Origin of the sequence: Rhodococcus sp. PD04, assembly GCF_035918275.1 — a bacterium.
Classification (GTDB): Bacteria; Actinomycetota; Actinomycetes; order Mycobacteriales; family Mycobacteriaceae; genus Rhodococcus; species Rhodococcus rhodochrous.
The window spans coordinates 2,368,837-2,391,117 of sequence record NZ_CP142143.1 but is presented as its reverse complement, the minus strand read 5'-3'; the positions used below and the strand labels follow the sequence as shown (position 1 = coordinate 2,391,117).

20 protein-coding genes and 1 pseudogene are annotated in these 22,281 nt (G+C 68.9%); 3 read left to right on the top strand and 18 right to left on the bottom strand.

Annotated features, from left to right (window positions below; genetic code table 11):
- The first annotated feature begins 26 nt into the window (after positions 1-26).
- From U9J23_RS11065 to U9J23_RS11055, 3 genes and pseudogenes are all read left to right on the top strand, one after another.
- On the top strand, positions 27-1,712 hold the full coding sequence (locus U9J23_RS11065) for a hypothetical protein (RefSeq protein WP_272266597.1): 1,686 nt from the start codon (positions 27-29) through the stop codon (positions 1,710-1,712).
- A 116-nt stretch (positions 1,713-1,828) separates the two neighbouring features.
- Positions 1,829-2,317 (top strand): SRPBCC domain-containing protein, encoded by a 489-nt coding sequence (locus U9J23_RS11060; RefSeq protein WP_059381388.1) that lies wholly within the window; start codon positions 1,829-1,831, stop codon positions 2,315-2,317.
- Between the two features lie 136 nt (positions 2,318-2,453).
- A pseudogene (locus U9J23_RS11055) lies at positions 2,454-3,269 on the top strand (DUF2235 domain-containing protein); the annotation flags it as partial.
- Positions 3,270-3,631: 362 nt separating this feature from the next.
- On the opposite strand, the gene U9J23_RS11050 reads toward U9J23_RS11055, so the two are convergent.
- The 18 genes from U9J23_RS11050 to U9J23_RS10965 form a co-directional block, all read right to left on the bottom strand.
- On the bottom strand, positions 3,632-4,882 hold the full coding sequence (locus U9J23_RS11050; protein ID WP_059381387.1) for an RNA polymerase sigma factor: 1,251 nt from the start codon (positions 4,880-4,882) through the stop codon (positions 3,632-3,634).
- Between the two features lie 3 nt (positions 4,883-4,885).
- On the bottom strand, positions 4,886-5,224 hold the full coding sequence (locus U9J23_RS11045; protein WP_326602663.1) for a YciI family protein: 339 nt from the start codon (positions 5,222-5,224) through the stop codon (positions 4,886-4,888).
- 89 nt (positions 5,225-5,313) lie between these two features.
- The gene (gene ppc / locus U9J23_RS11040) at positions 5,314-8,076 is read right to left on the bottom strand and encodes a phosphoenolpyruvate carboxylase (RefSeq protein ID WP_326602661.1); all 2,763 of its coding nucleotides are present in this window, start codon (positions 8,074-8,076) and stop codon (positions 5,314-5,316) included.
- 64 nt (positions 8,077-8,140) lie between these two features.
- A complete protein-coding gene (gene secG, locus U9J23_RS11035) occupies positions 8,141-8,374 on the bottom strand; it encodes a preprotein translocase subunit SecG (protein WP_006551479.1) in 234 nt (77 codons plus the stop codon).
- Between the two features lie 197 nt (positions 8,375-8,571).
- Positions 8,572-9,357: a triose-phosphate isomerase gene (gene tpiA, locus U9J23_RS11030; RefSeq protein WP_059381384.1), complete on the bottom strand. Its 786-nt coding sequence runs from the start codon at positions 9,355-9,357 to the stop codon at positions 8,572-8,574.
- Between the two features lie 5 nt (positions 9,358-9,362).
- Entirely contained in the window at positions 9,363-10,574 is a 1,212-nt protein-coding gene (locus U9J23_RS11025) for a phosphoglycerate kinase (RefSeq protein ID WP_059381383.1), read from the bottom strand.
- A 26-nt stretch (positions 10,575-10,600) separates the two neighbouring features.
- The gene (gap, locus tag U9J23_RS11020; protein WP_272266587.1) at positions 10,601-11,617 is read right to left on the bottom strand and encodes a type I glyceraldehyde-3-phosphate dehydrogenase; all 1,017 of its coding nucleotides are present in this window, start codon (positions 11,615-11,617) and stop codon (positions 10,601-10,603) included.
- A 134-nt stretch (positions 11,618-11,751) separates the two neighbouring features.
- Entirely contained in the window at positions 11,752-12,735 is a 984-nt protein-coding gene (whiA, locus tag U9J23_RS11015; protein ID WP_006551475.1) for a DNA-binding protein WhiA, read from the bottom strand.
- The gene (locus tag U9J23_RS11010; RefSeq protein WP_059381382.1) at positions 12,726-13,793 is read right to left on the bottom strand and encodes a gluconeogenesis factor YvcK family protein; all 1,068 of its coding nucleotides are present in this window, start codon (positions 13,791-13,793) and stop codon (positions 12,726-12,728) included. Before U9J23_RS11010 ends, whiA begins: the two co-directional genes overlap by 10 nt.
- The gene (rapZ, locus tag U9J23_RS11005; RefSeq protein ID WP_059381381.1) at positions 13,790-14,704 is read right to left on the bottom strand and encodes an RNase adapter RapZ; all 915 of its coding nucleotides are present in this window, start codon (positions 14,702-14,704) and stop codon (positions 13,790-13,792) included. Before rapZ ends, U9J23_RS11010 begins: the two co-directional genes overlap by 4 nt.
- A 23-nt stretch (positions 14,705-14,727) precedes the next feature.
- Complete coding sequence (gene uvrC / locus U9J23_RS11000) at positions 14,728-16,941, bottom strand: excinuclease ABC subunit UvrC (RefSeq protein WP_326602655.1); 2,214 nt, start codon at positions 16,939-16,941, stop codon at positions 14,728-14,730.
- Positions 16,942-16,950: 9 nt separating this feature from the next.
- Positions 16,951-17,523, bottom strand: a complete 573-nt coding sequence (locus U9J23_RS10995; RefSeq protein WP_442802279.1) for a PH domain-containing protein — start codon at positions 17,521-17,523, stop codon at positions 16,951-16,953.
- Positions 17,520-18,002: a 6,7-dimethyl-8-ribityllumazine synthase gene (gene ribH / locus U9J23_RS10990; RefSeq protein WP_006551470.1), complete on the bottom strand. Its 483-nt coding sequence runs from the start codon at positions 18,000-18,002 to the stop codon at positions 17,520-17,522. Before ribH ends, U9J23_RS10995 begins: the two co-directional genes overlap by 4 nt.
- On the bottom strand, positions 18,002-19,252 hold the full coding sequence (locus tag U9J23_RS10985; RefSeq protein WP_326602652.1) for a bifunctional 3,4-dihydroxy-2-butanone-4-phosphate synthase/GTP cyclohydrolase II: 1,251 nt from the start codon (positions 19,250-19,252) through the stop codon (positions 18,002-18,004). The genes ribH and U9J23_RS10985 overlap by 1 nt, the downstream gene beginning before the upstream one ends.
- A 74-nt stretch (positions 19,253-19,326) precedes the next feature.
- Positions 19,327-19,932 carry a riboflavin synthase gene (locus tag U9J23_RS10980; RefSeq protein WP_060653234.1) on the bottom strand — a complete coding sequence of 202 codons (606 nt, stop codon included), beginning with the start codon at positions 19,930-19,932 and terminating at the stop codon, positions 19,327-19,329.
- 39 nt (positions 19,933-19,971) lie between these two features.
- On the bottom strand, positions 19,972-20,991 hold the full coding sequence (ribD, locus tag U9J23_RS10975; RefSeq protein ID WP_326602649.1) for a bifunctional diaminohydroxyphosphoribosylaminopyrimidine deaminase/5-amino-6-(5-phosphoribosylamino)uracil reductase RibD: 1,020 nt from the start codon (positions 20,989-20,991) through the stop codon (positions 19,972-19,974).
- Positions 20,988-21,671, bottom strand: a complete 684-nt coding sequence (rpe, locus tag U9J23_RS10970) for a ribulose-phosphate 3-epimerase (RefSeq protein ID WP_059381375.1) — start codon at positions 21,669-21,671, stop codon at positions 20,988-20,990. Before rpe ends, ribD begins: the two co-directional genes overlap by 4 nt.
- A gap of 98 nt (positions 21,672-21,769) precedes the next feature.
- Positions 21,770-22,255 carry a MarR family winged helix-turn-helix transcriptional regulator gene (locus tag U9J23_RS10965; protein ID WP_272266548.1) on the bottom strand — a complete coding sequence of 162 codons (486 nt, stop codon included), beginning with the start codon at positions 22,253-22,255 and terminating at the stop codon, positions 21,770-21,772.
- Positions 22,256-22,281 lie beyond the last annotated feature (26 nt).

Sequence of the window (22,281 nt, the reverse complement as noted above, 5' to 3'; positions counted from 1 at the left end):
CCGATCGGTGCGACGGGGTGGGAATCATGTTGCAGAAGAGGGAGAGCAACCGGTTCGCGTCCGTCCTGAAGACACTCCGAGGCCGGGACGATGCTCCTGCTGCTCGTCCCGGCGACGAGCGTCGCGCCGGCGCTCCCGCGCCGGCCTCGGACACGGCACCTGCCGAACTGCGCAATGCGACGCCTTCGCGATTGCACATCACCGACGCGGACGGTCGGACGCTCGTGTTCGCACCGCTCGAACGTCGCGTACCGACCGACCCGGAGCGGCAGTGGCCCTGGGAGGGGCTGATCCGCCACGGATATGTCGTCCCCCTGCACGCCACATCGGAGACACGTCTCGACGGCACCAAGGCTCGTTCCCGCCGCCGTCTGCACACGGTCACGTTGTGGTGCATGCTCGAGATCAGCGTGGCTGTGCCGGTGGCGGCATTCGGCACCGGGCTGGTGAGGATCACGGAGGCTCCCGTCGTCGCCGTCGCGTTCGTCGCAGTGGCGACCATGTTGCCGGGCCTGTTGTTCTTCCTGTTCGACCGTCAACGTCTGAGTACGCTCCGCGACCGCTTCGAATGGCAGATCTTCCGGCTGGACCCGAACGTCCGCACGTTGGCGGACGTGCAGGCGAAGTACGGCGGCCAGATGGACGAGGTCTTCTATGCGCCGAGCGAGCAGACCACGACGGTGAACGCCACCCAGCGACTGTGGCCCATCCTCGTTTCCACGGTCACCATCGCGTTGGGCTGGACCATGGCGCTGTACTCCCCCGCCGCGTCGTCCGGCGCGCCCGACACGAGTCTCTTCACTGCGCTCTCCGACCCGCTCGCGTTCGCGTTCCTGGGCGCGTACTTCTTCTCCCTCAACACCTGCCTGCGCCGGTATTCACGGAACGACTTACGGCCCAAGGCATACAGCGAGATCACCGTACGAGTGATCACCGTCGTCATCCTTGCCTGCTTGCTCCAGGCCGTCGTCGAATCACCGGAGTCGCGGGTCTACGACGCCACCGTGCTGCCACTGGCGTTCGTGATCGGCGTGCTTCCCGAAACCGCGATGGTGCTCTTGCGCGACACCGTGCGGCGCTTCGCCCTGACCAGGAAACACCGCATGCTCGAAGAGCAGCTACCGCTCACCGACATCGAGGGACTCGACCTCTACGACCGGGCACGACTGATCGACGAAGGTGTACCCAATGTCGAGGCCCTCGCGCATCATGATCTCGTCGATCTGCTGCTCGAGACACGGATTCCGGTCGGCCGCCTCGTCGACTGGGTCGATCAGGCGATTCTGCGCCTCCACATCGTGGATTCGACCGCCGAGAAGGACCCCGAGGGCACGACGGTGCTGTCCGACCTGCGCGCACTGGGCATCCGTAGCGCGACCGACCTCCTGGCAGCCCGGCAGAGATGCGCTCACCGTAAGGCGTTGGTCGAGGCGGTCGCCCGTCGTGGCGAGCCGCCCGCAGACGCCGAGGACCGTCTGGAACTTCTCGTCACCGGCCTGTGCGACGACGAGTGGATCACCTACATACGCACGTGGCGGGACCGCAGCCTGGTCGCGAACCGGTACATCCGGCTCGACCGGGACGGTGAACCGGTATCCGTGAGGACCGAAGTGCCGGACAACGACCTCCACGACTGCCGCCATCCGAGTTCGAGGCTCTCGTCCCTGTACCGACGGTTCACCCCGCCGTGCCGGATCGGGACGATCCTGTGAACGGATTCGAGTAGCGCACTCCACAGCGGGAGGACCCATCGCGGTGAAACGGACCGCACCGGCAGCCGGATGCAGGACAATTTCGATAAGGCGAGCGCCCATCGAGAGGAGCCGTGATGAGCACGCCGACGACGATCACAGGCGAAGTGAGCCCGGAACGTGACTGCCCGAGAGACTCGTCGCTGGTGCGGCTGATCTACCACCGCAATTTCCTGCTCCCGATCGGCGAGGTCTGGGCAGCGCTCACCGACTCGGAGAAGCTGGGTCGCTGGTACGGCACGTACACCGGCGACCCGACCACGGGCCGTGTGCGCTTGACGATGACCGACGACCTCGACTCGGCCACCACCTACGTGGACATCCTCCGGTGTTCTCCTCCGGAGGGATTCGCCGTCGACGTGGACGGGTGGCAGCTCGAGGTGGCGCTGCGCCAGGTCGGGAAGGTCACCACCCTCGAGTTCACACATCGCCACGTCCCGCGATCGGAGGCCGGAGAGATCGGGCCGGGGTGGCAGTACTACCTCGACCGTCTCGACGCGGCACTGGCCGGCACCCGCCCGCCGGTGTGGGACGACTACCTCGACCTGGTCGACGAATACCGCTGACCGTCGGCCGGTGCCCTCGCTGCAGTGATCTTCGCGACGAGCACGATCGGATTCGAGTAGCGCACTACCCGTGAGACCTCCCGATCCGCCTCCTAGCGTCGAATCCACCAGTAGGTCGCATTCAGGGAGCACTACGATGCCGCAGCCCGGAACGTACGCACAGTCGACAGAGATCACGCAGAAGGTCGCCGGAAGGAAGGGATCGAAGAACATCGTCCTGTGCTTCGACGGCACGGGAAACGAAATTCGGGCGAAGGGGAACACCAACGTCGTCCGCCTGTTCCGAGCACTCGAGAACACCACGGGCGAGCAGGTCACCTACTACGACCCCGGCGTCGGCACCTTCTCCTCCGCCGGCGCCTCGACGCGCGTGGGACAGAGGATCTCCCGCACGCTCGGCCTCGCATTCGGCGTCGGAATCAAGACGAACCTCGCAGAGGCCTACACGTTCTTGATGAAGCAGTGGGAACCCGGTGATCGGATCTATCTCTTCGGGTTCAGCCGGGGCGCCCACACGGCACGTGCCTTCGCGGCGATGTTGCATCTCGTCGGGCTTCCACGGGCGTCGGCCGAGAATCTCGTGCAGTACGCGATCGCCGCGTATGCCCGTCGCAGGTCCTGGGGCCCCGACGACTTCGCGTGCGCCGAACAGTTCGCGACGACCGTGTGCCGGGCGTCGAACGGGACGTTCTCCGTCCCCGTGCACTACCTCGGGATATGGGACAGCGTCAGCGCACCCGGAATCTTCGAGAAGGACTACCACTTCGAGAAGACGGCCGAGTTGCCGAACGTGGAATCCGGCCGGCACGCGATCTCCATCGACGAGTACCGCAGGCCGTACAGGGTGGACAAGGTCGCGAACGACCGGGTCGAGGAGGTCTGGTTCACGGGCGTCCATTCCGACGTCGGAGGCGGATTCGAGGACTGCCGACTCGCCGACATCTCGCTCCGCTGGGTCCTCGAAGGCGCCCTCGACCACGGCGTGCTCCTGCGCCGGACGGTGAGCCTGCGGCAGCTTCCGAAACCGGAGCGGACGAACGCGACGGCGAAGCCGACCCGGATGAGCCGCATCTGGGGGCTCATCGGTCGAGGAACTCGTGAGATCGTCGGCGGAACGCGGCCTCCCAGAGGACTGAGGGTCCACGAGAGCGTCAGGCTCCGCGAGGACGATCTGGCGACCCGGCTACGGGATCCGCACTGGGTCGATCCGGAGTGGTACACACCGAAGCGCTACGACCTCGAGGTCTCCGGCTACACGAACCGCCGGACTGCGCCGCTCCGCCCGGATCGGAGGTCTCGGCGCACCGGGGTCGGTCACAATTCCCGTGAACGCGACAACTCCGCCGACCTCGCCTCGAGGTGGCGCCGCTCGGGTTCGGTACCGGCGAGCTCGAGTGCCCGCCGATACGCTTCGGCCGCTTCGCCTTTCCGCCCGACCCGGCCCAGCAACCCGGCGCGCGCCACCACGTACGGCCCGTAATCGCGCAGACTCGGCTCCTCGGCGAGTCCGTCGAGGAGTTCGAGTCCGGCGGCGGGCCCGTCACGCATCGCGACCGCCACGGCGCGGTTCAGTGCGACGACCGGTGACGGACTCAGGGCGGTCAGTACGTCGTAGAGGGCGACGATCTGCGGCCAGTCGGTGCTGTCGACGTCGCTCGCCTCGTCGTGCAGCGCGGCTATGGCGGCCTGCACCCCGTACGGTCCGGGTGGTCCTCCGGTGAGTGCGGCGACCACCAGTGCGCTGCCCTCGTCGATCATCGCGCGGTCCCATAGGGTGCGGTCCTGCGCGTCGAGCAGCATCACGGCGCCGGACGGGTCGGTGCGCGCGTCCCGGCGGGCGTGGACGAGCAGCATCAGTGCAAGCAACCCGCTCACCTCACGTTCCGCCGGCATCAGGCGATGCAGGATGCGCGTGAGGCGGATCGCCTCCTCGGCGAGGTCGGGACGTTGCAGATGCTCGCCGCTGCTCGCGGTGTATCCCTCGGTGAAGATCGAGTACAGCGCCGCGAGCACCACCGGCAGGCGTTCGGGCAGTTCGTCCGGTCCGGGCACCCGGAACGGGATGCGGGCACCGCGGATCTTCTTCTTGGCCCGCACGATCCGCTGGGCCATCGTCGACGACGGGACGAGGAAGGCCCGCGCGACCTCGTTCGTCGTCAGACCACCGAGGCAACGCAGGATCAGCGCGACACGGTCGTCCGCGGCGAGCGCGGGATGGGCGCACGTGAAGAACAGTTCGAGGCGGTCGTCCGGCAGTTCTCCCGTCCCGGGCGGCTCGTACGACGCGTGACGTTCGGTGTCGACGGCGAGTTCGGCCAGCCGCGTCGCATATACGCGGTCGCGGCGCACCCGGTCCAGCGCTCGGCGCCTGGCCGTGGTGAGCAGCCAGGCGCCCGGCCGTTCGGGCACACCGTCGACCGGCCAGTGCACGAGCGCCGCCTCGAGCGCCTCCGACGCGACCTCCTCGGCGAGGTCGAGGTCGCCGAAGCGATGAACGAGTGCGGCGAGGAGCCGGCCGTGCTCCTCGCGGAACACCGACTCGACGGTCGCGGCCGGCTCCACCATCGCTCAGTCCCCGAAGTCGGCGATCGGCCGCACGACGACCTTGCCGCCGTCCCGCGATCCGGGGCAGCGCGCCGCCCAGTCGAGTGCCTCGTCGAGGCTGCCGACGTCGATGACGTCGTATCCGCCGAGAACCTCACGGCTCTCGCCGAACGGCCCGTCGGTCACCGTGCGGCGCCCGTCCGCGTCGACCTGCACGGTGGTCGCGGTGACGAGATCCTGCAGGGCGTGCCCGGACACGAGGACACCCGCATCGCGCATCGCCTTCTCGTAGTCCTGCCAGCCCTCGAAGGTGCAGGTGGGCTCGTCGGTCGTGGATGCGTAGATCAGCAGCATGTACTTCATAGCGGTCGCTCCCGTCTGTGTGGTGTTCGTCCTACACCATCACGACGAACGGACGCCTGCCGTATCGACAACCCGACGAGAAGTTTTTTCTAGCCGCTGTTGCGCAACGCCGTGGCGAGACCGTTCATCGTGATCTGGATACCGCGCCGGACCCGGTCGGTGTCCTCACCGGCGCGGAACCGGCGCAGCAACTCGACCTGCAGGTGGTTGAGCGGTTCGAGATACGGGAAGCGGTTGTGCAGCGACCGCTCGAGCGCCGGATTGTCCGCGACGAGCGAGTCGTATCCCGTGATCTGCCGGTAGGCGTCGACCGTGCGGGCGTGTTCGTCGACGATGCTGTCGAACACCCGCTCGCGCAGTTCGGTGTCTTCGACGAGTTCGGAGTACCGGGCGGCCAGGCCGAGATCGGACTTGGCGAGCACCTGCGCCATGTTCGACAGCACCGAGCGGAAGAACGGCCAGCGACGGTAGAGATCCTGCAGGGTCGCCAACCGGTCCGGATCTCCGGCCACCCAGTCCTGCACGGCTGTTCCCGTGCCGTACCAGCCGGGGAGCATCACGCGGCTCTGGGTCCACGAGAGCACCCACGGGATGGCCCGCAGGTCGCTGATGGCCTTCGTCTGCTTGCGGGAGGCGGGACGGCTGCCGATGTTGAGGGCCCCGATCTCAGAGACCGGTGTCGCGGTGGTGAAGTACTCGACGAAGCCCGGTGTCTCGTGCACGAGGCGGCTGTACGCGGCGCGAGCGAGGTCGGCGAGTTCGTCGAGGATCCGGTAGGCCTCCGGGGCGTCCTTGCCGAGGCCTTCGACGTCGAGCAGGCTCGACTCGAGGGTCGCCGAGACGAGCGCCTCGAGGTTGCGGCGGGCGAGCACCGGTTCGCGGTACTTCGCGGCGATGACCTCGCCCTGTTCGGTCAGGCGCAGCGAGCCCTGTACCGCACCGGGCGGCTGGGCGAGGATGGCGTCGTAGCTCGGTCCACCACCGCGGCCGACGGTGCCGCCGCGACCATGGAACAGGCGCAGCCGGATCCCGGCGGTGCGCGCCGCCTCGACGAGGTCGAGTTCTGCACGGTAGAGCGCCCAGTTGGCGGTGAGATAGCCGCCGTCCTTGTTGGAATCGGAGTAGCCGAGCATGACCTCCTGCAGTCCGTCGTGTCCGTCGACGAGGCTGCGGAACTCGGGTACGGCGAGGGCTGCAGTCAGCGTGGCGGCACCGCCGCGCAGATCGTCGATCGTCTCGAAGAGCGGGATGACCTGCACCGTGCTGCGCGGGTATCCGCGGTCGAGGTCGAGCAACCCGACCTCCTTGAGCAGGACCTCGACCTCGAGCAGGTCGGACACCGAGGTGCACATGCTGATGATGTAGTGCTCGATGGCGGCCGGCCCGATGCGGCGGACCACTTCGGCGGCGGCGCGCAGGATGCCGAGCTCCTTGGCGGTCTCGTCCGACAGGTGGGCGTCGGGGGCGGTGAGCGGACGGCGGATCCGCAACTCCGCGGTGAGCAGCGCGACCTTGTCGTCCTCCGGCAGGTCACGGTAGCGGTCGGTCACTCCGGCCCAGGAGAGCAGTTCGGCGACGACATTCTCGTGGACCTCGGAGTTCTGCCGCAGGTCGAGGGGCGCGAGGTGGAAACCGAAGACCTCGACGGCGCTGCGCAGGTGCGCGAGCCGATCGTCGGCGATCACGGCCGCGCCGCCGGCACGCAGCGAGGCGTCGACGATGTTCAGGTCGGTGTGCAGGCGGGCCGGGGTGGCGTAGGGCTCGCACGGGATACGCACCGTGTGGGGCAGATCGACGCCGGGCAGCAGCCTGTCCGCGGTCGCGGTGAGGCGAGCGCGGATGCCGTGCACTGCGCGTCGGTACGGCTCGTCGCTGTGGGCGGGATTGTCGTCGCCCGAGTCGTCGGCGAGCTTCTTCAGAGCGCTGCTGATGGTCGCGGTGCGTTCGGACATCGACAGTGCGCGTTCGAGCGCAGCGAGTTCGGCGAGGTGGTGTCGCAGCGCGGTCTCACAGGCGCGGTTCGCTGCGGTGGTGACGACCTCGCCGTCGACATTGGGGTTGCCGTCGCGGTCGCCGCCGATCCAGGTTCCGGGCCGGACCAGCGGTTCGGTGAGCACCGCCGCATCGGGCCAGCGTCGCCGGAGTTCGCGTCGCACTTCGGCATTGAGGGCGGGAACGACGTCGAACAGCGCGAGGTCGTAGTAGCGCAGACCGTTGTCGACCTCGTCGCTGATCCTCAGACGCGCGAGCCTGATGAGCGCGGTGTCCCACAGGGTCAGGATGTGCCGGTACAGGGCGCGGTCGATCTCCTCGAGCGCGGCGGGATCGTCGGTCCTCTCCCGGCGCCGCATGAGCTCGGTGACGGCGGTCTGGACGTCGAAGACGGTGCGTCGGCGGGTCTCGGTGGGATGAGCGGTGATGACGGGGGCGACGAGAGCCGATGCGAGCGCGTCGGTCACGGTGTCGGCGTCGAGACTCGGGCCGGCGGCGTCGAGTTTGGCGTAGGTGGCGGCGAGGCTGCTGTCCTGCGGTGGGTCGCCTGCGCGCACGTGCAGGGCCCGACGTCGTTCGCGGTGCAGGTCCTCGGCGAGATTGGCGAGCAGACCGAAATGGCTGAACGCCCGGGCGACGGGAATCAGGTCGTCGGTGGCGACGCCGGCGAAGCGTTCGGCGAGTTCGGTGCGGTCGATCTCGGAGCGCCGGATCCGGAAACTCTCCACCCGAGCGGATTCGACCAGGTCGAAGGTCTCGGGTCCCGCCTGCTCACGGATGACGTTGCCGAGGATGCCGCCGAGCAGGCGGATGTCCTCGCGGAGTGGTTCGGTCGCAGAGGCAGGCACAGTGTCCGTCATACAGCCAGTATCTGTGCCTGGCGGCCGGGGCGCGACCGCGGCAGCGGCCGTGCACCCGCGGGGATCAGCTGAACTTGATCTGCAGTCCGATGCCGAGGATCGAGATCACCCAGATGATGCCGGTGAAGACGGTGAGACGGTCGAGGTTCTTCTCTGCCACGGTCGAGCCCGAGAGATTGGACTGGACTCCGCCACCGAACAGGCTGGACAGACCACCGCCCTTACCGCGGTGCAGCAGCACCAGCAGGATGAGCAACAGGCTCGTGACGATCAGGAGGATGTCCAGGAACAGTTCCATGTCGGTGTTCGATGTCCTTCGGATGGTGGGCGACGTCGGCGTCAGCTTACCCGCTCGTCATACGGGGATGCTGCGGGTGTGCCGGGGACGGTCGTCGTGGCTGCGCGGGTCGGGCTAGCAACACCGCGGTGAGGCGAAACGCGGGTGGGGTGCAGGATCTCGTCGAGATCCTGCACCCCACCGTGATGCCGGTCGCTCTAGAGGAGCGGACCGCCTGCGGCGATCGCCGACAGCTGGGCGAATTCGTCGGCCTTGAGGGAGGCGCCTCCCACGAGGCCGCCGTCGACGTCGGTCTGAGCGATGAGCTCACCGACGTTCTTGGCGTTGACCGATCCGCCGTACAGGACGCGGACCGACGCCGCGACCTCGGGCGAGGCCAGCTCGGCGAGGGTGTTGCGCACCGCCGCGCACACCTCCTGCGCGTCGGCCGCCGAGGCGACCTTGCCCGTGCCGATGGCCCAGACCGGCTCGTACGCGACGACGATCTTAGCGATCTCCTCGGCGGACAGGCCGGCGAGCGAGTTCTTCAACTGCTCGACGTTGTACTCGACGTGGTTGCCGGCTTCGCGGACGTCGAGTCCTTCGCCGATGCACACGATCGGCGTGAGACCGTGCCGCAGCGCGGCCTTGGTCTTGTCGCGGACGATCTCGTCGGTCTCACCGTGCAGGGTGCGACGCTCCGAGTGCCCGACCACCACGTAGGTGCAGCCGAGCTTCGCGAGCATCGCGCCGGAGATCTCACCGGTGTAGGCGCCGGAGTCGTGGACCGACAGGTCCTGGGCTCCGTAGGTGATGCCGAGCCTGTCGCCCTCGACGAGGGTCTGCACCGAGCGGATGTCGGTGAACGGCGGGATGACCGTCACGTCGACCTTCTCGAGGTACTTCTCGGGAAGGGTGAACGCGATCTTCTGCACCAGGGCGATGGCCTCGAGGTGGTTGAGGTTCATCTTCCAGTTGCCCGCGATGAGCGGTGTCCGTGCCATGACCGTCAGCCCTCCAGAACTGCGATGCCGGGCAGTTCCTTGCCCTCGAGGTACTCGAGGGAGGCGCCACCACCGGTGGAGATGTGCGAGAAGCGGTCCTCACCGAGTCCGAGCGACCGCACGGCCGCAGCGGAGTCGCCACCGCCGACGACGCTGAACGCTCCCTTGCCGGTGGCCTCGATGATCGCTTCCGCGACACCCTTCGTTCCGGCTGCGAAGTTCTCGAACTCGAACACGCCCATGGGGCCGTTCCAGAACACCGTCTTCGCCGAGCCGAGGAGCGAGGCGAAGCGCTGCACGGATTCCGGTCCGATGTCGAGGCCCATCCATCCGTCGGGGATGGAGTCGGCCGCGACGGTCTGCGACTGTGCGTCGGCCGCGAACTTGTCGGCCACCACCACGTCCTGCGGGATGTGGATGACGTCGCCGAAGCGTTCGAGCAGCTGCTTGCAGGTGTCGATCATCGACTCCTCGAGCAGCGAGGTGCCGACCGAGTAGCCCTGTGCCGCAAGGAAGGTGAAGCACATACCGCCACCGATGACGAGCGTGTCGACCTTGGGCGCGAGCGCCTCGATGACCCCGAGCTTGTCGGAGACCTTCGAGCCGCCGAGCACCACGGCGTACGGACGCTCGGTGTCGGTGGTGAGCTTGGCGAGCACGTCGACCTCGGCCGCGACGAGACCACCCGCGTAGTGCGGGAGCAGCGTCGCGACGTCGTAGACCGACGCCTGCTTGCGGTGCACGACACCGAAGCCGTCGGAGACGAATGCGCCGTCGTCGCCGACGAGCTCGACGAGCTCACGGGCGAAGGCGAGCCGCGCGGCGTCGTCCTTGCTGGTCTCGCGAGCGTCGAAGCGGACGTTCTCGAGCAGGAGGATGTCGCCGTCGGTCAGCCCTTCGGAACGCGCGAGCGCATCCTGCCCGACGACGTCGGAGGCGAGCTGGACGTTGCGGCCGAGCACCTCACCGAGCTTCGCTGCGACGGGCGCGAGCGAGTACTTCGGATCCGGCTCGCCCTTGGGGCGGCCGAGATGCGCGGTCACGACGACCTTGGCGCCGGCCTCCGCGAGCGTGCGGATGGTGGGCGCGGACGCGAGGATGCGGCCGGCATCGGTGATCGTGTCGCCGTCGAGCGGGACGTTGAGGTCGGAGCGCACGAGTACGCCCCGACCCTCCACACCTGCGTCGAGCAGATCCTCGAGGGTCTGAACTGCCACTGTTCAAATGTCCTGTTCTACGAGTTTCAGAGAGACTTGCCGACGAGACCGGTGAGGTCGACAAGACGATTCGAGTAGCCCCACTCGTTGTCGTACCAGGAGACGACCTTGACCTGCTCGTCGATGACCTTGGTCAGAGGCGCGTCGAAGATCGACGAGTGCGGGTCGGTGACGATGTCCGAGGACACGATCGGATCGGTGTTGTACTTCAGGATGCCTTTCAGCGGACCTTCCGCGGCAGCCTTCAGTGCGGCGTTGACCTCGTCGGCGGTGGCCTTCTTGGTGAGGGTCGCGGTGAGGTCGGTGACCGAGCCCGTCGGGACCGGGACGCGCAGCGCGTAGCCGTCGAGCTTGCCGAGCAGCTCGGGGAGCACGAGGCCGATGGCCTTGGCGGCGCCGGTGCCGGTGGGGACGATGTTCAGGGCGGCGGCGCGCGCGCGACGCAGATCCTTGTGCGGTCCATCCTGCAGGTTCTGGTCCTGGGTGTACGCGTGGATCGTGGTCATCAGGCCCTTCTCGATGCCGAACTCGTCGTTCAGCACCTTTGCGAGGGGGCCGAGGCAGTTCGTGGTGCACGAGGCGTTGGAGATGATGTTCTGCGTGCCGTCGTACTTGTCGTGGTTGACACCCATGACGATGGTGATGTCCTCGTCGGTGGCGGGCGCCGAGATGATGACCTTCTTGGCACCGGCGTCGATGTGACCCTTCGCCTTGGCGGCGTTGGTGAAGATGCCGGTGGACTCGACGACGACGTCGACACCGAGGTCGCCCCACGGTAGAGCGGAGGGGCCTTCCTTGATCGAGAGGGCCTTGATCTTCTGGTCGCCGACGACGATGTCGTCGCCCTCGACATGCACGTCCTTGTCGAGGCGCCCCAGGATCGAGTCGTACTTCAGGAGCGTCGCGAGGGTGTCGTTGTCGGTGAGGTCGTTGACGGCAACGATCTCGATGTCGGTGGTACCGAGTGCCTTCTGTGCCTCGACCGCCCGGAAGAAGTTGCGCCCGATGCGTCCGAATCCGTTCACGCCTACGCGGACAGTCACAATGAAGCTCCTTTGCCCAGTATTCGATGGTCGTGGTGGTGCTCGTGCTCGTGTGACCTCCACCCTAGTGGGATGTGGCCGTACTGCGGGGAGCCGCCCGGTCGTGGCGCGAACTCCTTTGCAAGCCTGCCCCGCTATGCCTCGTCCAGCAACTCAGCGGTGACGGCCGACTCCGTGTCGGGGATCCCGAGTTCCTTCGCTCGACGATCCGCCATCGACAGCAGACGGCGGATCCGTCCCGCGACGGCATCCTTGGTCATCGGCGGATCGGCGAGCTGACCGAGTTCCTCGAGGGACGCCTGACGGTGCTGCACGCGCAGCGCGCCGGCGGCGGCGAGGTGATCGGGAACGTCGGCGCCCAGGATCGCCAACGCCCGCTCGACCCGCGCAGCGGCAGCGACGGCGGCGCGTGCGGACCGGCGCAGATTGGCGTCGTCGAAGTTGGCGAGACGGTTCGCGGTCGCCCGCACCTCGCGGCGCATGCGACGTTCCTCCCAGACCAGCCGGGTGTCCTGCGCGCCCATGTGGGTGAGCAGCGCGCCGATGGCCTCGCCGTCGCGGATCACCACGCGGTCGGCGCCGCGCACCTCACGTGCCTTGGCGGTGACGCCGAGCCGGCGGGCGGCGCCGACGAGCGCGAGGGCGGCCTCCGGGCCGGGGCAGCTGACCTCGAGGGCCGAGGAACGGCCCGGTTCGGTGAGCGAACCGTGGGCGAGGAACGCTCCGCGCCACGCCGCGGCGGAGTCGGAGACGCTGCCACCGACCACCTGCGCAGGCAGTCCGCGCACGGGTCGTCCGCGCCCGTCGAGCAGGCCGGTGCGACGGGCCAGTGCCTCACCGTCCTTGCCGACGCGGACGATGTACCGGGAGCTCTTGCGCAGACCGCCCGCGCCGAGCACCTGGATCTCGGCGGGATAGCTGTAGAGCTCGAAGATCTCGCGGCGGAGGCGACGTGCGATCGATCCGAGGTCGACCTCGGCCTCGACGACCACCCGTCCGGCGACGATGTGCAATCCCCCGGCGAAGCGCAGGAGGGCGGACACCTCGGCCTTGCGATTGCTGATCCTGGTGACCGACAACCTGCTCAGCTCGTCCTTGACCTCCGCTGTCATTGCCACGAGACGCTCTCCCTCCCGTCCCCGCGCGCGGCACGGACTCCACCGCGCGAGGACAGACATGTTTCCAGTGCCCCCGCCAACTTGGCGGGGTCGTGTCGATGCGTACCGGTCTCGGCGACGTCGACGAACGAGACGTCCGCTCCGAATCGGGCCGCGGACCGGCTCAGGTGCTCGCGCTCGCGTCCTTCCGGTACCGAGGCAGCATCCACGACGACGTGGTCGACACGGAAATCGGGGGCGTGCTGGGCGAGAACGTGCAGGTGACGTTCCGCGGAGAAGCCTGCAGTCTCCCCCGGTTCCGCCGCGAGGTTGAGCACGAGGACCTTGAGCGCCGTCGTGTGGACCAGCGCCTCGTGCAGGTCCGGGACGAGCACGTGCGGGATGACGCTCGAGAACCAGGATCCCGGGCCGAGCACCACGAGATCGGCCTCGCACACTGCGTCGAGCGCCGGTGGGCAGGCCGGCGGATCGGCGGGGATCAGGCGGACGCGGCGCACCTTGCCCGGGGTGGTCGCCACCGCGACCTGTCCCCGGATGCAGCGGCTCACCCGCGGGTCGGATTCGAGTCCCGACACGTCGGCCTCGATGTCGAGCGGGATCGGCGACATCGGCAGCACACGGCCGCGCACGTCGAGGACGCGGGCGAGCATGTCGAGGGCGGTGACGGTGTCGCCCGCCACTTCGGCGAGGCCGGCGAGGATCAGGTTGCCGACGGAGTGCCCGGCGAGGGCGCCTGTGCCGCCGAAGCGGTGTTGCACGGTCTCGGTCCACACCCGGACCTCGTCGTCGCGGCCGGCGAGTGCGGCGAGCGCCATGCGCAGGTCGCCGGGTGGGACGACGCCGAGTTCGGCGCGCAGCCGTCCCGAGGATCCTCCGTCGTCGGCGACGGTCACGACGGCGGTGACCCGGTCGGTGAGGCGCCGGACGGCGCTGAGCGTCGCGTACAGGCCGTGTCCGCCGCCGAGCGCGGTGATCGCAGGACCGGGCACCGTCCCGGAGCCCGGAGCGCTCTCGGAGTTCGGCGTGCTGTCGGAGTCGGGAGTCTCGGCGGCGTTCACTCGCGCCCCAGATCCCGGTGCACCACGTTCACCGTCAGATCCGGTGCCTGCTCGAGGCGTGCGGCGAGGGCCTCGGCCATCGCCACGCTCCGGTGTTTCCCTCCGGTGCAGCCCACTGCAATCGTCATGTAGCGCTTCCCCTCCCGACGGTAACCGGCGGTCGTCAGATCGAGCAGCCGGTGATAGGTGGCGAGATAGTCCTCGGCACCGTCGCGGGAGAGTACATAGTCGCGCACCGCCGCGTCCTGCCCGGTGTGCGGACGCAGTTCGGCGATCCAGTGGGGGTTCGGCAGGAACCGCACGTCGCACACGACGTCGGAGTCCATGGGCAGGCCGTACTTGAAGCCGAACGACTCCACGGTCACCCGGATGGTGTCGGACGCGGCGTCGCCGAAGGCCGCCTCGATCTTGCGACGCAGGTCGGGTCCGGACAGCGCCGACGTGTCGATGACGAGGTCGGCGGCGGCCTTGACGGGAGCGAGCTGCTCACGTTCGACGGCGATGCCGTCGGTGAGCGTGCGATCGGCCGTGTCGGACTGCAGCGGATGGCTGCGGCGCACCTGCTCGAACCGCCGGACGAGCACCGAGTCGGCCGCTTCGAGGAACAGCACCCGGGTGTTGACCGGGCGGGCCGCCAGATCGGTGACGACACGTTCGAGGTCGCCGGTGAACAACCGGCTGCGCACGTCCATCACCACGGCGAGGCGTTGCAGCGGAGGTTCGGCCTGCACCGCGAGATCGATCATCGACAGCATCAGTTGGGGCGGGAGGTTCTCCGCGACGTACCACCCGAGATCCTCGAGGGCCGTCGCCGCCGTACTCAGTCCGGCTCCGGACAGGCCGGTGACGACGATGACCTCGGCCTGCGCCGGCCGTTCACCGTCGACACCCTGTTCCGAACCGTCCGCCATTCCCGGGATCCGACCCACTTCGGTCACTGTTCCGACTCCGCTCGTACTCCCGACACGCCGACGGAGCCATCATCGCCTACCGGCGTGTCGCCCGCATCCGCGGCAGTCGGGTCGCCCGCAGGTGCCGCAGCCGGATCGCTCGCATCCGCGACGGTCGGGGCGTCGGTGTCCTGCGGCGACTCGGCGGGAGCGGGTGCGTCGCCCCGCAGCGCCTCGAGGACGGCTTTCGCAGTGGCCTGCCCGATCCCGGGCACCGCGGTGATCTCCTCGACGCTCGCCTCCCGTAGCCGCGCGACCGACCCGAAGTGGGTGACGAGCGCCTTGCGCCGGGTGTCGCCGAGACCACGGACCCCGTCGAGAGCGGAGGCGGTCATGCGCTTGGACCGCTTGCTGCGGTGGTAGGTGATCGCGAAACGGTGTGCCTCGTCGCGGATGCGCTGCAGCAGGAACAGCGACTCGCTGGTGCGCGGAAGGATCACCGGGTCCTCCTCCCCCGGCACCCACACCTCCTCGAGACGCTTCGCGAGCCCGACGACCGCGACATCGGTGATGCCGAGTTCGTCGAGGACCTCGGCCGCAGCCGCGACCTGCGGTGCACCACCGTCGACGACGAACAGGTTCGGCGGATAGGCGAACCGCCGCGGACGGCCCGTCGCCGGGTCCAGTGCCGCTTCGGGCGCCAGATCCCCGCCGTCGCCGCCCTCTGGGGCGGATCCGTCCGGATCTGCCTGCCGGGCGAGGTCGCGGTTGTGGCGGAGGAAACGCCGGCGCGTGACCTCGGCGATCGAAGCGACGTCGTCGGAGTGCCCGTCGCCGGCGGCGTGCTTGATGGCGTAGTGCCGGTAGTCGGACTTACGGGGCAACCCGTCCTCGAAGACGACCAGCGATGCGACGACGTCGGTGCCCTGCACGTGGCTGATATCGACGCACTCGATGCGCAGCGGCGCCGAGTCGAGGTCGAGGGCGTCCTGGATGCCCTGCAACGCCGCCGATCGGGCGTTGAAGTCGCCCGCGCGCCGCAGCTTGTGCTGCGCGAGTGCTTCCTTGGCATTGCGCTCGACCGTGTCGGCCAGTGCCTTCTTGTCGCCGCGCTGCGGGATGCGCAGACGCACGGGACCGCCGCGCAGGCGCCCGAGCCAGCGGCTCATCTCGTCCGGGTCGGGCGGCAGGGCGGGAACGAGCACCTCGCGCGGCACAGCGCTGGTGGCGTCCGCGTCGTCGGTGCCGAGCGCGGCCTCCTCGCCGTAGAACTGGGTGAGGAACTGTTCGACGAGCAGCGAGAGTTCTTCGGCGTCGTCGGTCCCCTCGGCGGCCTCGACGCCTTCGACGTCGCGGTCCTCGGGACGGTCGAGCACGTCACCGGACTTCTCGACGACCCAGCCGCGTTGACCCCGCACGCGACCGCCGCGCACATGGAAGACCTGGACGGCCACCTCGAGGTCGTCGCCGGCGAACGCCACGAGGTCGGCGTCGGTGCCGTCGCCGAGCACGACGGCCTGCTTCTCGAGTGCTCTGCGCAGCGCCCCCAGATCGTCGCGCAGGCGGGCTGCGGTCTCGAAGTCGAGTTCCTCCGCGGCGGCCTGCATCCGCTTCTCGACATCGCGGACGAGTTTGTCGGTGCGACCGGCGAGGAAGTCGCAGAAGTCCTCGACGATGCGGCGATGTTCGTCGGCGGAGACGCGTCCGACGCACGGCGCGGAGCACTTGTCGATGTAGCCGAGCAGGCACGGGCGGCCGATCTGCGCGTGCCGCTTGAAGACCCCGGCCGAGCACGTGCGCGACGGGAACACCCGCAGCAGCAGGTCGAGGGTCTCGCGGATCGCCCAGGCGTGCGAGTAGGGACCGAAATAGCGCACACCCTTGCGGCGCGGCCCACGATAGACGAACAGGCGGGGATATTCCTCGTTCAACGTGACCGCGAGCATCGGGTACGTCTTGTCGTCGCGGTAGCGGACGTTGAACCGAGGGTCGAACTCCTTGATCCAGTTGTACTCGAGCTGGAGTGCCTCGACCTCGGTGCGCACCACCGTCCACTCGACCCGGCCCGCGGTGGTCACCATCTGCCGGGTGCGCGGATGCAGCGACGCGATGTCGGCGAAGTACGAGTTCAGGCGGGACCGGAGGTTCTTCGCCTTGCCGACGTAGACGACCCGGCCGTGCGGGTCGCGGAACTTGTAGACCCCCGGCTCCGTGGGAATGGAACCGGGGGCTGGGCGATATGTCGAGGGGTCGGGCACAGGTCCAGGCTAGTCGTCGCCCCTGACGGCTCCACCGTCGTCGTTGCGTCTGACGGCTCCACCGTCGTCGTTGCGTCTGGCGGCTCCGCCGTCGTCGTTTCGCCGGACGGCTCCGCCGTCGTTTCTGTCGGGGACGGTGTAGCGGGATTCGAGTTCCCGGAAACGTTCGAGCGCGTCCACGGCGAGTTCCCCGTCGCGCGCCTGGATGGCGACGACGGGCGCGTACTCGTCGAACGGCAGCTCGAGGCGGGCCCAGGGTGCGCCGTGGTCGAAGAACAACCCGCGCACGTCGGTCCACGGGATGTGTCGTTCGGCGACGACGTTGCGGACGGAGACGCCGTCGGCACCCGCGCGCAGCCGCGGGCGGGTGAACAGCAGGACGCCTCCGGTGAGCACGACACCGATGGCGAGGATCGCGATCTGGTCGACGACCCGCAGGTTCACACCGGTGTCGCCGCCCCCGCGGAGCACGAGCGCCGCGAAGATGTGGAGGGCCATGACGACGACCGCCGCCACGACCACCCAGCGCCGCATCTTCTCCGGGCGTACCTCGAGATCCCAGCCGGTCTCGTCGTGGGTCAACGCGCCGCCTTCCGCAGCCGCCGCAGGGTCACGGCGGTGTCGAGTGCCGCCGCGCAGGCCTGGCCGCCCTTGTCCTCCGCGGAGCCGGGCAGACCGGCGCGGTCGCGGGCCTGCTGTTCGGTGTCGGTGGTGAGGACGCCGTTGCCCACCGGGGTGCCCTCGTCGAGCGCGATCCGGGTGAGGCCGTAGGTCACGGCGTCGCACACGTACTCGAAGTGCGGCGTGCCGCCACGGATCACCACGCCGAGCGCGACGACCGCGTCGTGGGTGCGGGCGAGCTGCTGTGCGACGACGGGAAGCTCGATCGCTCCGGCGACCCGCTCGAGGGTGACGTCGGTGACGCCCGCCTGCTCGGCGACACGCTGTGCGCCGGCGATGAGGGCGTCGGAGATCTCGGTGTGCCAGCTACCGGCGACGATCGCGAGGCTCAGCCCCGCGGCGTCGGCGAGCTGCAGGTCGGGCAGGCCTTCGCCGCTCATCAGGCGTCTCCCTCGTCGAACTCGTCGAGACCGACCAGGTCGTGGCCCATGCGATCGCGCTTGGTGCGCAGGTACGAGATGTTCTCGCGGTTCGCGCGCAACGGCATCGGGACACGCTCGGTGATCTGCAGGCCGTAGCCGTCGAGACCGACGCGCTTGGCCGGGTTGTTGGTCAGCAACCGCATCGACGAGATGCCGAGGTCGACGAGGATCTGAGCACCGATGCCGTAGTCCCGGGCGTCGGCGGGCAGGCCGAGTTGCAGGTTCGCGTCGACCGTGTCGGAACCGGAGTCCTGCAGCTGGTATGCCTGCAGCTTGTGCATCAGGCCGATGCCGCGTCCCTCGTGACCGCGCATGTAGAGCACGACGCCGCGGCCTTCCTCGGCCACCATCTCGAGGGCGGCGTCGAGCTGCGGACCGCAGTCGCAGCGCAGCGACCCGAAGACGTCGCCGGTCAGGCATTCGGAGTGCACACGCACGAGCACGTCGGAGCCGTCGCCGTCCGGGCCGGCGATGTCGCCGCGGACGAGCGCGACGTGTTCGACCTCGTCGTAGATGCTCTGGTAGCCGACGGCCGTGAAGTCGCCGTGCCGGGTGGGGATGCGGGCCTCGGCGACGCGCACGACGTGCTTCTCGTGCTTGCGGCGCCACGCGATGAGATCCGCGATCGAGATCAGGGCGAGCTCGTGCTCGTCGGCGAAGACCCGCAGTTCGTCGGTGCGGGCCATCTCGCCTTCGTCCTTCTGCGAGACGATCTCGCAGATGACGCCGGCCGGCCGCAGGTCGGCCATGCGGGCGAGGTCGACGGCGGCCTCGGTGTGCCCGGGCCGGCGCAGGACGCCGCCCTCCTTGGCGCGCAGCGGCACCACGTGACCGGGACGCGTGAAGTCCTGGGCGGTGGAGGTCGGGTCGGCGAGCAGCCGCATGGTGGCGGCGCGGTCGGACGCGGAGATACCCGTGCCGATGCCTTCCTTCGCGTCGACGGTGACCGTGTAGGCGGTGCCGTGCTTGTCCTGGTTGACGCTGTACATGGGAGGCAGACCGAGACGGTCGCAGTCCTCGCCGTCCAGCGGCACGCACAGGTACCCGGATGTGTAGCGGACCATGAACGCCACGAGTTCCGGCGTTGCCTTCTCCGCGGCGAAGATGAGGTCGCCCTCGTTTTCACGGTCTTCGTCGTCGACCACGACGACCGCCTTACCGGCGGCGATGTCGGCGACCGCGCGCTCGATGGTGTCGAACCTCGTCACTTCCCTGGACTCCAACTCTCGTATCCGGACGACTCGTGCTCCGCGTCCACTGTCGATCTCCACAGTACGACGCGTCAGCGCGCGTTCTGCAGGCGCTCCACGTACTTGGCGATCACGTCGACCTCGAGGTTGACGAGGGTGCCCGGCTCGGCGGTGCCGAGGGTCGTCAGCGACAGGGTGGTCGGGATGAGCGAGATCTCGAACCACTCCTCCCCTCGTTCCCCTCCGAGACCCGAGACCGTCAGCGAGACACCGTCGACGGTGATCGAGCCCTTTTCGACGACGTAGCGGGAGATTTCGGCCGGGAGCGAGATGCGCACCACGGTCCAGTTCTCCGAGGGTGTGCGGGAGACGACGGCGCCGGTGGCGTCGACGTGGCCCTGCACGAGGTGGCCACCGAGGCGGCTGTTCAGTGCGGCGGCGCGTTCGAGGTTGACGGAGCTGCCGAGAGTGAGTTGGCCGAGCGACGACCGGTTCAGCGTCTCCTGCATCACATCGGCGGTGAAGGACCCGCCGTCGAGCACGTCGACGACCGTCAGGCACACCCCGTTGACCGCGATCGAATCGCCGTGCTTGGCGTCGGAGGTGACCAGCGGTCCGCGCACGGTGAAGCGTGCCGCGTCGGCGAGGTCCTCCTTCGCGACGATCTCACCGAGTTCCTCGACGATGCCGGTGAACATGTTCCGCTCCTTAGCTCCCGATCCGCGACCGGGTCCGATTCAGTTGTCCCGGTCCGGGACGAGTGTCAACAGAATGTCCGAGCCGACGGTCTCGACTCGTTCCCGGCGGAACCGTAGCGCGTCGGAGATCGTGCCCACGCCGGCGTGCTCGACGGCGGCCTCGCCGGCTCCGAGCACGACGGGCGCCAGATAGGCCTGGATGCGGTCGACGCAGCCCGCTGCGAGGAACGCGCCCGCGAGCCGGGGGCCGCCTTCGAGCAGCACGTCGGGTCGGTCGCCGAGCGCGTCGAGCACCTCCCCGATATCGTGGGTGCGCAACACCAGTGTCGGCGCCGAGTCGTCGAGAACCCTTGCCGAGGTGGGGATCTCACGCATACCGACGACGACCCGCAGCGGCTGGTGCGGCGCGAGTTCACCGTCGGGCAGGCGGGCGGTCAGCCACGGGTCGTCGGCGAGGACGGTGCCGGTTCCGACGATGATGGCGTCGAGCCGGCTGCGCTGGTCGTGCACGCGCGCACGCGATTCGGGACCGGAGATCCACTTGCTCGTGCCGTCGGCGGCCGCGCTGCGACCGTCCATCGACGCGGCGTACTTCCAGGTCACGTGCGGCCTGCCGGTGTGCTGCCGGTGCAGCCATGCCCGCAGTGGGCCGCGGGCGACGGCCTCGGCACCGAGGCCGGGATGCACGGTGATGCCCGCGACCCGGAGGGTGTCGGCACCTCCCCCCGCGACGGGATTCGGGTCGGCGACCGAGTAGTACACCGTCGCGATCCCCGCTTCGATGAGGGCCTGCGCGCACGGACCGGTGCGGCCGGTGTGGTTGCACGGTTCGAGGGTGACGACGGCGGTGCCGCCGCGCGCGCGTTCGCCCGCGGCCTCGAGTGCCCGGACCTCCGCGTGCGGACCGCCGGGTGGTGCGGTGGCACCGACGCCCGCAACCGCGCCGTCCGCGTCGAGGATCACCGCTCCGACAGGCGGGTTGGGGCTGGTCGTGCCCCGCACGGCCTCCGAGGCGTCGAGCGCGAACTGGAGGGCTTCGGCGATTTCGGGTGCGGTCACGGCGCGAGCGTCAGGTGCGGGGACGCAGCCCCGGCCTGCGCCCGCAGCTTGCGGACCGCCTCACCGGGATCGGCGGCGCCGTAGACGGCGGACCCGGCGACGAAGCAGTCCACACCTGCTTCCGCGGCCGCTTCGATGGTGTCGGTGTTGATGCCGCCGTCGATCTCGACGAGCAGACGGAGTTCACCCGAGTCGACGAGGCGACGCACCTGGCGGGCCTTGTCGAGGACGTCCGGGATGAAGCACTGACCACCGAAGCCCGGCTCGACGCTCATCACGAGCAGCGTGTCGAATTCCTTCAGGATCTCGAGATAGGGCTCGATGGGGGTGCCCGGCTTGACGGACAGTCCGGCCTTGCCGCCGGCCGCGCGGATGTCGCGGGCCACGGCGACCGGGTCGTCGGTCGCCTCGGCGTGGAAGGTGACGTTGTGGGCACCGGCTTCGGCGTAGGGCGGAGCCCACCGGCCGGGGTTCTCGATCATCAGGTGACAGTCGAGTGGGATGTCGGTCGCCTTCAGCAGCGACTCGACGACCGGAAGACCGAGCGTCAGGTTCGGAACGAAGTGGGCGTCCATCACGTCGACGTGGAGCCAGTCGGCACCGGCGACGGCCTGCGCCTCGTCGGCGAGACGAGCGAAATCCGCGGACAGGATGGACGGAGCGATCATCGGGTGGGCCACGTGGACCGAGTCTAGTGGGGTGCACAGCGAGCGGCTCGCACCGGGCAGCCCCGGATGCCCCGGTGGGCGGTGGCGCGGTTCGGCCTTCGACTGCGTGCTCACAGCGCTTTTTCGCGCGCGAGTTCCTCCAGTGTGCGCAGGGCGGGGAAGGCGGCGAGCAACGCGGTTCGCTGCGCCTCGGGGAGATCGCGGATGTATCCCCCGATCCTGTCGGTGCCACGACCGCGACGCTCGAGCACGTACTCGGCACCCTTGTCCGTGAGTTCGATGAGGCTGGCACGCGCGTCGGCCGGATCGTGCCGTCGGGTCACCATCCCCCCTTTCTCGAGTGATGCGACGAGAGAGGTCATGGACGGTTGCGTCACTCCCTGCGCCGCAGCGAGTGCCGTGATTCGTTGCGGGCCACGACGGTTGAGGGTCGACAGAGTGGACGAAGCCGTGAGACTGAGATCGCGCGGAAGTTGTCGCAGGAAGTCCGACATGAGCGAGTACAGGACGTCCGCCGTCTCCACTACCGATCCGAGCTCGTTCTTCTCCGTCGATGACGGTCCGTCGGCGGCACCCCGTTCTCGCACTTCACTCATGGAACCGAGTGTATTCGAGCCCTCCC